Source organism: Mammaliicoccus sp. P-M58 (assembly GCF_022386165.1).
Taxonomy (GTDB): Bacteria; Bacillota; Bacilli; order Staphylococcales; family Staphylococcaceae; genus Mammaliicoccus; species Mammaliicoccus sciuri.
On sequence record NZ_JAJNJI010000004.1, the window covers coordinates 219608 to 233856 of the forward strand.

The 14249-nt window shown below is 33.3% G+C and carries 12 protein-coding genes and 1 pseudogene; 2 read left to right on the forward strand and 11 right to left on the reverse strand.

What is annotated here, in order from left to right:
• Positions 1-398 precede the first annotated feature (398 nt).
• Positions 399-638, forward strand: a complete 240-nt coding sequence (locus LQ694_RS06255; RefSeq protein WP_096791329.1) for a YrhK family protein — start codon at positions 399-401, stop codon at positions 636-638.
• Between the two features lie 132 nt (positions 639-770).
• Here the strand turns inward: LQ694_RS06255 and LQ694_RS06260 are convergent, their stop codons facing one another.
• The 6 genes from LQ694_RS06260 to gmk all read right to left on the reverse strand — a co-directional run bounded on the left by LQ694_RS06260 (position 771) and on the right by gmk (position 7362).
• Positions 771-1661, reverse strand: coding sequence for a serine hydrolase (locus LQ694_RS06260; protein WP_218696625.1), 891 nt, complete (start codon positions 1659-1661; stop codon positions 771-773).
• Between the two features lie 284 nt (positions 1662-1945).
• The gene (locus tag LQ694_RS06265) at positions 1946-2650 is read right to left on the reverse strand and encodes an SDR family oxidoreductase (protein WP_201101342.1); all 705 of its coding nucleotides are present in this window, start codon (positions 2648-2650) and stop codon (positions 1946-1948) included.
• A gap of 115 nt (positions 2651-2765) precedes the next feature.
• Entirely contained in the window at positions 2766-5174 is a 2409-nt protein-coding gene (gene priA, locus LQ694_RS06270; protein ID WP_204200884.1) for a primosomal protein N', read from the reverse strand.
• Positions 5171-6373 carry a bifunctional phosphopantothenoylcysteine decarboxylase/phosphopantothenate--cysteine ligase CoaBC gene (gene coaBC / locus LQ694_RS06275; protein ID WP_152291682.1) on the reverse strand — a complete coding sequence of 401 codons (1203 nt, stop codon included), beginning with the start codon at positions 6371-6373 and terminating at the stop codon, positions 5171-5173. Before coaBC ends, priA begins: the two co-directional genes overlap by 4 nt.
• A gap of 165 nt (positions 6374-6538) precedes the next feature.
• Positions 6539-6739 carry a DNA-directed RNA polymerase subunit omega gene (gene rpoZ, locus LQ694_RS06280; RefSeq protein WP_048542480.1) on the reverse strand — a complete coding sequence of 67 codons (201 nt, stop codon included), beginning with the start codon at positions 6737-6739 and terminating at the stop codon, positions 6539-6541.
• Positions 6739-7362, reverse strand: a complete 624-nt coding sequence (gene gmk, locus LQ694_RS06285; protein WP_025904573.1) for a guanylate kinase — start codon at positions 7360-7362, stop codon at positions 6739-6741. Before gmk ends, rpoZ begins: the two co-directional genes overlap by 1 nt.
• A 173-nt stretch (positions 7363-7535) precedes the next feature.
• On the opposite strand from gmk, the gene LQ694_RS06290 reads away from it, so the two are divergent.
• Positions 7536-9227 (forward strand): Rqc2 family fibronectin-binding protein, encoded by a 1692-nt coding sequence (locus LQ694_RS06290; protein ID WP_048542478.1) that lies wholly within the window; start codon positions 7536-7538, stop codon positions 9225-9227.
• A gap of 86 nt (positions 9228-9313) precedes the next feature.
• Here the strand turns inward: LQ694_RS06290 and LQ694_RS06295 are convergent.
• From LQ694_RS06295 to LQ694_RS06315, 5 genes and pseudogenes are all read right to left on the reverse strand, one after another.
• Positions 9314-9526: pseudogene (locus tag LQ694_RS06295) on the reverse strand (VOC family protein); the annotation flags it as partial.
• A gap of 140 nt (positions 9527-9666) precedes the next feature.
• Positions 9667-11046 carry an SH3 domain-containing protein gene (locus LQ694_RS06300; protein ID WP_239771857.1) on the reverse strand — a complete coding sequence of 460 codons (1380 nt, stop codon included), beginning with the start codon at positions 11044-11046 and terminating at the stop codon, positions 9667-9669.
• Positions 11047-11097: 51 nt separating this feature from the next.
• Positions 11098-11346 (reverse strand): phage holin, encoded by a 249-nt coding sequence (locus tag LQ694_RS06305; RefSeq protein ID WP_239771859.1) that lies wholly within the window; start codon positions 11344-11346, stop codon positions 11098-11100.
• 13 nt (positions 11347-11359) lie between these two features.
• Entirely contained in the window at positions 11360-13183 is a 1824-nt protein-coding gene (locus LQ694_RS15585; protein WP_239771922.1) for a glucosaminidase domain-containing protein, read from the reverse strand.
• 104 nt (positions 13184-13287) lie between these two features.
• Positions 13288-13917, reverse strand: coding sequence for an AP2/ERF family transcription factor (locus LQ694_RS06315; protein ID WP_239771861.1), 630 nt, complete (start codon positions 13915-13917; stop codon positions 13288-13290).
• Positions 13918-14249: the final 332 nt, after the last annotated feature.

Sequence of the window (14249 nt, forward strand, 5' to 3'; positions counted from 1 at the left end):
CATAACGCAGGCTTTGTGAACACTTCTGGCTAAACTTGTTCATAACGGAGGTCTTGTGAACACTTCTCGCCAAACTTGTTCATAACGGGCGCCTTGTGAACACTTCTCGTCAAACTTGTTCATAACGGGCGCCTTGTGAACACTTCTGGCTAAACTTGTTCATAATGGAGGTCTTGTGAACACTTCTGGTTAAACTTATTCATAACGATGGCCTTGTGAACACTTCTCGTCAAACTTGTTCATAACGCAGGCTTTGTGAACACTTCTGGCTAAACTTGTTCATAATGGGCGGCTTATAAAACAAAATTCCCCCCACATACATCAATCTCTTGAATTTAATCTATTTATTGATATTATCAACTTGAGGTGAAGATTATGCACACAAAAATAAAAATGAATTGGAATTCACCATATTCAATATTGATGTTAAAGTTGTTACTTTTTATAAATTTCTATACCAAATAAACGATATCATTCTTGCGATGATATTTATAACGGGTAGTTTTCTATTTTTTAATGAGTCAACTACTTTTGCAGGAACTGTTCTATTTGTAATCGGTAGTTTCCAAATGCTCATTCGCCCTTTGATTGCAATTTCAAGAGATATTCATATAAGCAAAATTAGAAAAGAGAACTAGTATTTGCTCTCTTCATATGAAAAACCCGTGAAATCTTCACATTTCCCGGGTTTCTTACATTACTAGATCATCAATATTTAATACCAAATCAAATTCCAGGTGATACCATTGTTACTTCATGTGATCATCTACTTAAGAGAATATATTTTTCATTCTATTATAATTAATTGTATGTCCAATTGTTCTTGCAACTGCTTTTGCAGTATCGTTAGATGATGATAATAACATTGTATGTAAAGCATCTCTCATTGTTATTTTGTCACCGACTTTCAATTTCACACCAGATCCTCCAACAAAATCACTTTCTTTTAAAGTTAATGTATTGTTGATGTTTTCCATGTTTTCTAACATAACGATTGCTGTTACAACTTTCATCATACTTGCAGGATTTTGCTTAACTGTCTCATTTTTCGACAATAAGATTTCTGGTCTAAAATTTGTTAACAATACTGGATTTACTTTTGGATATTTGATAATTGAAAACGAAGAATTGGCATCTCCTATTTTTGTAACATCATAATTTTCGTTACTATCTTTCTTAATAGCTTCATCAATTGCTATTTTCAAATCATTAAATCGATCCGAACTACCTCTCATAATAGTAGCAACAAATATTTCATTATTTGTATATATAATCGCTGTTAAATTTTTTATAAAACCAACTGTTCCCGTTTTACCACCCAAAATTTTGTAATAATTATCAATAGATGGACTTGCTACTGTAGTTTCTACTATCAAACTTCTAGTATTTTGTCCTAATACATGAAGATTGTATGATTTTTGCCCCCAAACATTTGCTATTTCTTGATATGCACTCGCTTGTAAAGTAAAAATATTAAAATCATATGCTGTAGATAATTGACCAACAGCAGTTAGACCAGTCGAATTAAATATTTTTGTATCGTGGCATCCTAATTGTATTGCTTTTTTATTCATTTCTTTAATAAAAATCTGTTCAGCTTGTTCATCATTTATATCAGTGTCATTGAATTTTTTTATTTCTTTATCGTTATGTATAGTCATTACATCACTCCTCATTTTTAAAGATGATTGTAAATACAGTAATTCATCGAATTGTATGAACGAAACTTGAATTTATTATACCAATGAGTTGTATTATTTTAACTTTTGATTATTAACACATTATAAAGAGATACCATCTCGTTATTTGCATCTTTGGCTAAAACTGCTTTTAACGGCACCTTACTTACGCAACAACCTACAATTTCATCTAGTGACATACAGGAAACCCGTGAAATCTTCACATTTCACGGGTTTCTTACATAACTAGATTATCATTTCTGTTGTTAACTTGGTCTGACTAAAATTTCATTTACATTCACATGACTAGGTTGCGTTGTAGCATATACAACAGCTTCTGCGATATCATCAGGTGATAATTTTTTTCTTCCTTCTTCAAATGGACTTTCGGAACTTAAAGGTGTTTCTACCATACCTGGAGAAATATTGGTTACTTTTACCCCCGTATTAGAAAGTTCTTTTTCTAATCCTATTGATATTGCTCTTACAGCAAATTTTGTTGCACAATATACAGTTAATCGTTCTATTACTTCAAATCCAGAATCAGATGCAATATTAACGATATGTCCTCTACCTTCTTCTCTCATCTTAGGTAAAACTGCATTTATACCATACAATACACCTTTAATATTTATATCTATCATTTGTTCCCAGTCTTCAACATTACCTTCTAAAATACGACTAGACCCCATTTTTCCAGCATTATTTACAAATATATCTATCATTCCAAAATGGTCTTCTGCTTTTTTTACCGCATTTTCAATATCAGTTTTCGAAGTTACATCTACTTCAATACATAATAATTTATCATCGTATGACAATGTTTTTGCAAAGTCATTTAATTTATCTTTGCTTCTTGCAGCTAAGACTACATTAGCTCCATTGTCCAATAATTTTTTGACGATACTTTTACCAATTCCACCAGTTGCACCAGTAACAAAAGCTGTTTTTTCTTTTAGTAAAAATTCCATTACAAGCACGTCTCTGTTTAAATTGTATAAGCCTCTCCATATAAAACAAAAATTACTTACTTTTGATAAACATATTACATCTCCACATTCGACATACAGTAGCAAGAAGTTCTATTTACATCATCATTTGCGGGTTAATGTCTATCTCTAGTGATAGTTTATCTTTTAAATACTGCTCGTGATAATAATCATCTAAATATTGTAAGGCTGTTAATAAATCGGGTTCGTTCTTAAATTTAATTAATATTTGGAATCTATGTTTATTATTAATTCGTGATAACGGACTTGGTGATGGTCCTAATACAAAGGATTGTGTTGTGACGTGTTGCAACAATATACCATGTATATGTTTGGACGCTTTTAATACTTTCTTAATATCTGTATGACTAATGGTCAAATTCACAAGATAGTAATATGGTGGGTACTTACCAATCTGTCTAAATTTCATTTCTTTTTGATAAAAGGACATATAGTCATTGCTTGTGACATCTAAGATAGCGTAATGATCCGGGTTATATGTTTGAATCATGACTTCACCTTGTTTCTCGTGTCGACCTGCTCTACCTGCAACTTGAGTCAGTAATTGGAATGTCTTTTCACTTGATCTGAAATCTGGCAAGTTTAACATTGTATCTGCATTAAGTACGCCTACTAATGTGATATTTTCAAAGTCCAGTCCTTTAGCAATCATTTGTGTCCCTAACAGAATATTTGCTTCTTGATTTCCGAAAGCTGTTAATAATTTTTCGTGGGCACCTTTTTTCGAAGTCGTATCGACATCCATTCTAATGACTTTAGCGCGGTCGAATGTGTCGTATATAATTTCTTCGACTTTCTGCGTGCCAACACCCATTTGTCGTATATGTTCACTTTCACAACTTGGACATCTTTGAGGCATAGGTTCACTGTATCCACAATAATGACATTTTAAATCATCATGTGTTTTATGATATGTAAGCGAGATATCACAATTTGGACATTGTGGTACGTGCCCACAATCTCGACATAATACAAATGATGAATGTCCTCTTCTATTTAAGAACAATACAATTTGTTCACCTTTATCAATGCGATCTTGAATGGCTTTTGTCAGGTCATTAGAAAACATCGAACGATTACCTTCTTGAAGTTCTTCCCTCATATCAATTAGTTCAATTTCAGGCATTTTCTGTTGATTCACACGTTCTGGTAATCCTAAATATTGATAAACATTTTTCTCTGCACGTGCAAATGTTTCAAGACTTGGTGTAGCTGATCCTAATACGACTGGGCATTTGTGATATTCACTTCTCCATATCGCGATTTCTCTTGCATGATATCTCGGATAATCTTCTTGCTTATACGTTGCTTCATGCTCTTCGTCAATTATAATGAGACCTAATTTTTCAAATGGTGCAAACACACTTGATCTCGCACCGACTGAAACACTTGCTTTACCATCTCTTATTTTTTGCCATTCATCATATTTTTCACCTTTAGATAAACCGGAATGTAATACAGCTACTTCATCACCAAAGCGCGCTTTAAATCGGTTAACCATTTGCGGTGTTAATGCAATTTCAGGCACAAGCATAATCGCCTGTTCGCCTTTTTTGAGTACATTCTCAATAGTTTGTAAATATACTTCTGTTTTTCCTGAACCCGTCACACCGTGTAAAAGAAACGTCTTCGATTCATTATTACGAACCGCTTCATCAATCTGTGTAAAAGCTTCATGTTGGGCTTCAGTCAACGCTTTATTATGTTCTTTTTCAAAAATACGATGCTCATACGGATCTCTATTCATGATGCCATCGTATTTTTCTAATATTTGATTTTTAACAAGTGTATTGATACTCGATTCTGAGAAGCCTTCTTCTTTTAATGTTCTGAGCATGACATCTTCTCGTCTATGCTCAATTAAATAGTTCATGACATCAAGTTGTTTTTCTTTTTTACTCAATGACATTAAAATCTCATCTAATCGATTTGTAGGTACGATTCTTACGCAAGTTACATATTTTCTTGTGAGTTGTTGACCTACGATTGTATCTTTTATAATCGCATCATTTTCTACAAATTCTTCTAAAATAGAAACAATTTGAAGTTGTTGCGCTTGTTCAAATGTTAAAATACCTTCTTTATTAAAATGATTTAAATATTGTGCAGGAATCCCTTCTGGATCAGCAACACAATATACTTTCTGATATTTAGCTTTGACAGCACTCGGTAACATAATTTCTAAAGCAGAGATACGCTTTACTAAGTGAAAGTTAGACATCCATTCACTCAATTCAATGAGTTCCGCTGTTAGCTCTGGTTTAAAGTCTTTAACACGTATAATTGATTTTAATTTAGATTGATCAATGTCACTTGTTAATTCTTCACTTATGCCAATGACAAATCCTTGAATTTTACGTGGACCAAAAGGCACTTCAACTCTAACACCGACTTTGACGATATCTACAATATCTTGCGGAATTAAATAATCAAATATTTTGTCGACATTTTTAGCTGGAATATCTACGACTACATTTGCAATCAATCTTCCCACCTACTAGTAATTTCATTTAAAATTTTAATGGCAACTTTTTGTTTAGAAGCTTTAGCAATTGGTACTTTATCTCCATTTGCAAAATACATATCTACTTCATTATCTGAAGATCTAAAGCCAATTGCCTCATTCGCGACGTGATTGGCAACGATGACATCTGCATTTTTCTTTTTCAATTTACCCATCGCATATTCTTCAACATTATCCGTTTCAGCCGCAAATCCAACTAAATATTGCTTATCTTTATGTTCCCCTAAATATTTAAGGATGTCTGTCGTTCTTTTAAATGTTAGCTGTAAGTCGCCATCTTTCTTTTTCATTTTATGTTCAGAAGTTTCAACTGGTGTATAATCAGCGACTGCTGCTGCTTTAATAATCATGTCCATATCATTCATACGTGATTTAACAGCTTGGAACATATCTTCAGCACTTGTTACTTGAACAAATTCTACGCCAACAGGTTGCGTTAAATTTGTCTCTCCACTTACTAACGTAACGTTCGCCCCTAAATCTCTTGCAGCCTCAGCTAATGCATAACCCATTTTTCCACTTGAACGATTTGTAAAATAGCGTACAGCATCTACTTTTTCAACTGTTGGTCCAGCAGTTACAAGTACGTTTTTACCTTTTAAAGCAAAAGTTTGTGGTTGTGCTTGTTCTTTAAAATAATCATCAATAATTGTCAAAATGGTAATCGGTTCTTCCATTCTACCTCTTGCAACATAACCACAAGCTAAATAACCTTCCCCAGGCGCAATGAATTTATAACCATAATTTCTTAAACGAGACATATTTTCAACGGTAGAAGGATGTTCAAGCATATGAACATTCATTGCTGGTGCGATAAAAACAGGTGCAGTCGTAGCGAGTAATGTTGAAGTCACCATGTTATCTGCTAAGCCATTTGCTAATTTACTAATTGTATTAGCTGTTGCAGGCGCAACGATGACTGCATCAGCCCAGTCAGCTAACGTAATATGTTGAATTTCACTGACATCTTTTTCGTCAAAAGTATCTGTATAAACGTGATTGCGACTTATAGCTTGAAATGCCAATGGTGTCACAAATTGTTTCGCATGTTCAGTTAACATGACGCGCACTTGATAGCCGCTTTGTGTTAATTTGCTCGTTAAATCTATAGCTTTATAGGCAGCTATTCCCCCAGTTACAGCTAGAAGTATATTCTTCATTTGTGTAGTCCTCCGATTAATTCGATTCTTAAACTTTATACTTATTATACATTCTTTAAAAAAGACTGTCATGAATCTAAATTCCAATATACATATTCAATAAAAAGACCTTTCATGTATGGATTGGTCGTCCAAACATAAAAGGTCTTTCGTTAATTCAAATGATTAGTCTTCTAATTTAGCATATACTTTATGTGCTGCTATTTCTTCTAGTGCTTGACCTACATTTTTTAGTGAACGATATTCATCTAATAATAAACTGTCAGGGTTTTCTTGTAGTTCACGTGCTCTCTTAGCTGCAGTTGTTACAACTAAATATTTAGAATTGATGCTGTCTTTTAATTCGTTTTGTGGTGGGTATAACATTATTTTTTTGCCTCCAATATCATTTTTCTGTAACGTGCTTCAACGCGTTCTCTTTTTAAGTGTTCAGCTTCTACGATGGCTTGAATACGCTCTTTCGCTAATTCAACTTCATCGTTTACAACAACATAATCGTAAAGGTTCATCATTTCAACTTCTTTACGTGCTTCAAGAATACGGTTCTGTATGATTTCATCTGATTCAGTTCCACGACCGACAAGTCTTTCTTTTAAATGCTCAAGACTCGGTGGTGCTAAGAAAATAAATAATGCTTCAGGAAATTTCTTTCTAACCTGTTTAGCACCTTCTACTTCAATTTCTAAAAATACATCATAACCGTTATCCATCGTATCTCTTACGTATTGTACTGGCGTACCATAGTAATTACCAACATACTCAGCATACTCTATAAATTGGTCATCAGCAATTAAAGCTTCAAATTCTTCTCTTGATTTAAAAAAATAATCTACGCCATCCGTTTCTCCTTCACGCATGTTTCGAGTAGTCATAGAGATAGAATATTTAAAATCCGTACTCGGATCATCAAATATTGATTTACGTACTGTTCCTTTACCAACTCCAGATGGGCCAGAGAGCACTATCAGTAACCCTTTTTCTATGTTCATGTCAAACGACCTTTCCTAATGAATACTAACGATTTATTATCATTTTGTTTTTTTATATCTTACCATATTTCAATTCTATATGGCTAGAGACGTTTAAAGATTAAACAGAATTATACTCATTTAATCCCTTACATGTTACAATAAATTGACTTTTGATAAAGGTGTGAATGCAAATGGCTTTTGATGGCTTATTTACTAGAAAAATCGTTGAAGATATACAATCGCTCGTAACTGGGCGAATTCATAAAATTACTGAACCGAGTAATGACACAATTATATTAACAATTCGAAGTGAACGAAAAAATAAACAATTACTATTGTCAACACATGCAAATTTCAGTCGTTTTCACTTAACTGCTGAAAAATTTGATAATCCTTTCGATCCACCTATGTTTCTTAGAGTACTACGTAAACATTTAGATGGCGGTATTATTCAAAGTATTACACAAATTGGTAATGACAGATTAGTAGAAATCGATGTTCATTCTCGAGATGAAATTGGTGATTTAAGAAAACGAACAATTGTATTAGAAATTATGGGTAGACATAGTAATATCATTTTAATTGATGGAGACCGTAAAATTATCGACGGCTTTAAACATCATACACCTAATACCAATACCGCTCGTACAATTATGCCAGGTTTCAAATATGAATATCCACCTACTGTTAAGAAATTAAATCCATTCGAAGTGGATGATATCAATAAATATATTGATTTTAATTCGGGTAAAATTGACCGACAGCTCCTTCAACAATTTGAAGGTTTTAGTCCACTTATAACGAAAGAAATTACATCTAGACGACCATTTATGAATCAAGAAACATTAGTAGAAGCTTTTAATGAAGTGATGGACGAAGTACAACAATCACCTAAACCTGTTATTTATAGTGATGATTCGACTGGAAAAGAAATTTTCTATTTTATGCCGTTACATTCATATGGGAATGACTATATGTCCTTTAATAGTTTACATGAATGTTTAGATAGATTTTATGAATCACGTGGTGAAAGAGAGCGTGTTAAACAACGTGCATTAGATTTAGTTAAGATTGTTGACCAACATCTTCAAAAAAATCGCCATAAACTAGAGAAATTAATTAATGAGCGAGAAGCGGCTCGTAACAAAGATGAGCAACAATTATTTGGAGAATTAATAACGGCAAATATGTATCAAATTAAACAAGGTGACAAATCGTTAGAAACTATTAATTATTATAACAATGAGCCTATTACGATACCTTTAAATCCAACAAAATCACCTTCAATGAATGCACAATATTATTACAAACAATATAACAGACTTAAGACACGTGAAATAGAATTAGATAAGCAAATCAAATTGACACAATCTAATATCTTATATTTCGAATCATTAGAACAACAACTTGCCCATATTTCTGTTGATGATATTGATGACATTAGAGAAGAATTAGAAGATCAAGGTTTTGTGAAGAAACGTAAAAATAAGAAAAAGAAAAATTCTAACAAAATTACGTTAACGACATTTATTTCTACAGATGGTCAAACGATTTTATTAGGTAAAAATAATAAACAAAACGATTACTTAACACATCGTGTCGCAAGAAAAAATCAATTGTGGTTCCATACGAAAGATATTCCAGGTTCACATGTTGTCATACAAGAAGATGAACCGACGCAAAAAACAATCGAAGAAGCGGCAATGATTGCCGGGTATTATTCTAAAGCAAGTCAATCAGGTCAAATTCCTGTTGACTACACTGCTATAAAGAATGTCCATAAACCGAGTGGTGCTAAACCAGGATTTGTCACTTACGACAGTCAAACAACACTTTATGTAACGACTGATTATGACGACATTAAAAAATTACTTAAAAAATAACAAAAACTTTCATAACTTGTTTGGCCAGAAATCAGTTTCAAAGGCTTATCAGTTATGAAAGTTTTTTCTTTTATATATTGCATTTATTACTGTTGTTCAGGTAAAGCAAGTTGGAAATTCACGCCAAATTTATCTTGAACCCATGCAAACTCTCTAAATGTTGGCGGTAATTCTGTTTTCGGCATGAGAATCGCGCCACCAGATTTAAGTTTAGAATATAAATGTTCCATTTCCATTGCTGATTCACACGTTATATATAATGACATTGCAGGATTCATCTCAATTTCAACACCATTAAGTTAATCTTTTTGCTACATGAATAAATAAGCATAAAAAAATAACCCTACCTAGTTTCCTGCTAGATAGGGTATTTTGATGTCTATGAAATTTGAGAGAGTAACCAAGTAATTACTCTATGATTTTATTTTATCATAACTTATTATTTAAATGTACCCCATGCATTACCTACTCGTTGACCTTTACCGTTTGACTTACCAATTGGCATATAAACAGTTGCACCACTGTATACTTCCCAACTAATCCAGATATAACCTTCATAGTCTTGTATTTCATTGTAGTTAACAGATTGATTATATTCTAATCCACCAGCAATAGGATTATGAATACTTGGTCCTTTATATCTTGTAACGATTCCATCTTTAGCTTTGCAAGTAAATGTACCTTTTTCTTTTTTCCAAAGAATATCGTATTTGTTTTTCTTCCAACCATTTCCAACATTTTTAGAAACAACTGTATTTGTTTTAGCTTGATTTGGTTTAACAGTTGATGGTTTTGTAGCTTTCACAACTGCATCAGTTGATGGACTACCTGCAGGTAATGATGGATCGTTGTAATACTTTGTAATTTCCTTAATGAAATAATCCTTTAACTGATTAACAATATTAGATGGTGCAGCACCTTTTGTAACTGGATTCCAACCTGTATGAATTGTCATACTTCTATGTGGACATGCAGTTGGTACAAATTCACAATGTAATCTAACTGTAGAACGATTAACAGGTAAACCGTAATATAGTAAATCAGCAGCTGCTTTTTTAAACGTTGCTTGTTCGTTTGCTAAGAAATTCTTGTCACTAGCATTTAATGACTCATTCACTTCATAGCCAATATAACTATTGTTACCGTCTTGATTAGCAGTATGCCATGCAACACTGAATGTATCAATCGCACGCCAAACTGTGTTTCTATCAATATAGTAATGCGCAATGCCTGCTTCATAACGAGCAATTGAAGTGCTTTGGAGATTATTATAATCTTGCTTAGCTGTAGCACTACCTGCCGTATTATGAATGACTACACCCTTTAAATCGCCTGAACGATTAGCCATTTTATAGTTGATCGTTTTATTAATTGTTTCTATTTTAGTCGCTTTCTTAACTGCACCTTTTTCAGCATCTTCATATGGTGGTCTGATAACACCTAAAAAGTCTGTATATTCATGGTCTTCTACAAATGCTGCCGGACTACCTTTTGTTAAGCTTTCGTTATACCAGTTCTGGTCAATACTATTAAAATACTTAGCATTTGCCTCAGTAACAACACCTGTATGTCCGTACGTTCCACCAAACACAAAAATATCTCCTGGTTGTGGTATTTGATTTTTACCTTTAATCACTTGGAAACCTTTCGGCCATTTAAAATTAATGAAGTCTTTTGCGTTGCCTTTAGGGTGTACGTCCCAATATTTTTTAGTAAACTCAATTATAAAAGTCGCACATTGTGCACCATATGGTTGACCATCTGTAAGCCTATTACCTATATTAGTAACTGCCCATTTAACACCGTCATTTTTTTTCATTATTAATAACACTCCTTTTATTATATTAAAAAAGCCGACTAATTAGCCGACTTATTTTGGTTCGTTATACTGTCTCGCTTGCTCGCTATCTGATATGCCGGCAGTTGTGAAGTCTTGCACCACACCTAGTAACACCAACACACCTAACACACTGTTAACGATATTAGTGATTTGGTCAGTATACACTGTGATGTCATAATCAAACGCCCCAGACACTTGTTGAGCAAACAAAAGGATAGCCGATACAATGGCTACCCAAAATGATTTTTGTTTAATACGTACTTTCCAATTGATTTTCATTTATACTTCCTCCTTATGAGTCTTTATATTTATCTCTAATGAAATATTGTCCTTTAAGTCCAATTTTTGTGTAATACTGTTTGATAGTTGTAGCTTGATGCTGACACCATCTGATATCAGTTGCATATTGATGTGTTGCTGGTTTCTTAGGATTCCAACGCATACGATAAAGCGTGTTTTGACTTAAGTCTATATAATCTTTTCTAATGAACCTAGCGCCGCCAATTATAGCTTTAGCAGCAGTATTCCATCCTTGATTTTTAGCAAAAGTTATTGCGTAATTTGGGTTACTGTCATAAGCTCCAATTCCGTACATATTATAATAACCACTATTACCACTAGCAAAATAAGAACGACCATTTCCTGTCTCTAATATTGCATGGGCAATCAAATATATTTCGTTAACTCGATATCTTTTACCAGCTTCAGCAAACGCTTTACCTTGACCTGATAAAGTACCCTTACCACTTAACAATGTATTAAGTTTCGATACAGGTATACCTTGATATTTACCTAAATCTAGCATTTGATAGACTTGAGTCTTACTATTCCAGATAGTATTGACATTCATGGCATTTCTAGTCTGAGTTTCAGAAGCGTTATACCAAGCTACACCATTGCTAACTTGTGGTCTAACTGACATTTGTTTATTTAATGCTTGTGCTTTTGTATATTTACTTCGTTCAGTTGTAACTTTAGTAGCATTAGATGGCTTAGAAGTGGAAGGTTTGTTTGAAGTGTTATCTTCGTCATCATTAATAGGTTGGTTATCTTTATTTTTGTTGGTATTAATGATTTTGACTTTAGTTCTTTCTACTTTATCCTTTGGTACTTCGTCCAATATCTTATCTACTTCTCCATACATATCAACAAATTTTTTAACTAATTCGTCATACTTATCACTACTTGGAAAACCTTTCACATTCATATCCCATTCAACTAATTGCTTCATAGAACGCCAAACTCGTTTGTCTGCTTTAATATGTTTGGCATCAAATGGAATACCTAATATTTTAGCGCGTTCATAAGCAACAATAAGTCCTATCGCTTGGTTCCTCAAAAAACTGTCATTATTTTTATATAAATCTTCAACTATTTCTATTACCAAATAATCAGGGTGACTAGGTACGATAAATATTTCATTTCTTGGTGACCACATATGATTTGTATCTACATAAAAATGTGGATATTCTAATTTGTCATTATATTTATCTCTATCGTTGTATATATTTCTAACTGATCTCATCGTGTTACCATTTTTAATCAATATACCTTTGTATTTACCTTTTTTAGGTATGCCATCTTTAACAATGTTATGGAATATTCTTTCGATAAAGCTATCGTCTTCATATTTGGTAGTATATTCAATTTCAGTACGTTCTTTGATTGTGTAACTAGGTTTATTATCTTCTATTGGTTTATTAGGTGTAGGGTCTGGCTCAACAGGTTTTGGCTTTTCTGGGTCTGGTGCTGGTTTAGGTTCTTCTTTATATGGAGGTCTTATAAAGTGAGACACTGCATTGTAAGAATGTTTTTCTTTTGAACCAGGACTACCGTTATATACATTTGCGTTTCTCCAGTTTTGGTCTACACTATAAAAATAATTTGTCGTTGATGGTCCAATTACGATTGCAGTATGTCCTGCGTATCCAATTCCATATCCAGGTTGCCACACAGCAAAGTCCCCAGGTTTAGGGACAAATGAAGGTGTGTTTTTTAATACTTTAAATCCACTAGGATACTTGTACCATGCCATATCTTTAGCGTTACCAGACGTAGTAAAACCCCAGTATCGCCTTAATAAGTAGTTTGGTAAGTCCCAACATTGCGTTTGTATTTAACTTAACGCCTTTCCCTATGATAATTTCTTATCATGCTTGTATAACGTTAAATCGCTCTATAAAAAGAGCCTTACGCTTTCACGTAAGACTAGACTATATCTTAATATTCATTTTTAGCTTTTAAGTAAGCAGCATAAGCCTGTTCAGCTGTATCGAAAACACCTAAATAATAAAATTGTTTGTCTTTATAAAACTGTGCTTGGTATTTATTCAAACGTGGTTTGTAAGTAACTCCTGTATATCCTGTTTTATTACTGTATGTTCTACGGTTATTTGTATTCTCTTTGTGGCTAACCCATCGACAATTTTCTTTATAATAACCTTTGTCATTGTCAATTCTGTCCAGTTCAGCACCTTCAAATGGTATATCTCCCATATCATTATAAAATGCTGAAAAGTCATTTTTCCATTCATCACACATCACGATACCTCTACCACCATATGAATTATAGTGTTGATATGTTTTTAGATAACATCTTTTTTTCATACCTTTCCACTTAGAATATATAAGGGTTTTAGACATGCCATGAGAAGTACTTCTGTTTTTTGCAATATCACGAGACAAACAACCGCAACTCTTTGAATAACCGTTTTTAACTACAGTTCCTATCATAACTTTTTCGTTACCACATCTAGTACACAAACAATTATATAATTTCTTTTTATGCTTATCCTTACCACTGTATTCTAAAATTTTTAAATAATTGAACTGCTTACCTATAATGTCCATGTGTAGCCCCCTTAACTATCGTCATAGATATTATAGCATAAATGAATATTTAATGCACTGCCTATCAATTGATAGTACATAGTCGTTGAACCTTCATCTACTTTTACCATAGACGCTCGGCTGCTGATTGCCCAATCCTTTATATTTTCAAACTATCACGCTTACCGTTACCAGTTACGTTGTAGTTATAAAGGCTCTAAGGGTGTTCCAGCAATTCACATTATTTTTTTATATGGAACCCATTAATTAAGCACCATAGTACCCATCGACATCAAGCCTTTTACCGATTCTGCTTATAGCCCACTCTTTTACATCATTAGCTGTAGGTTTGC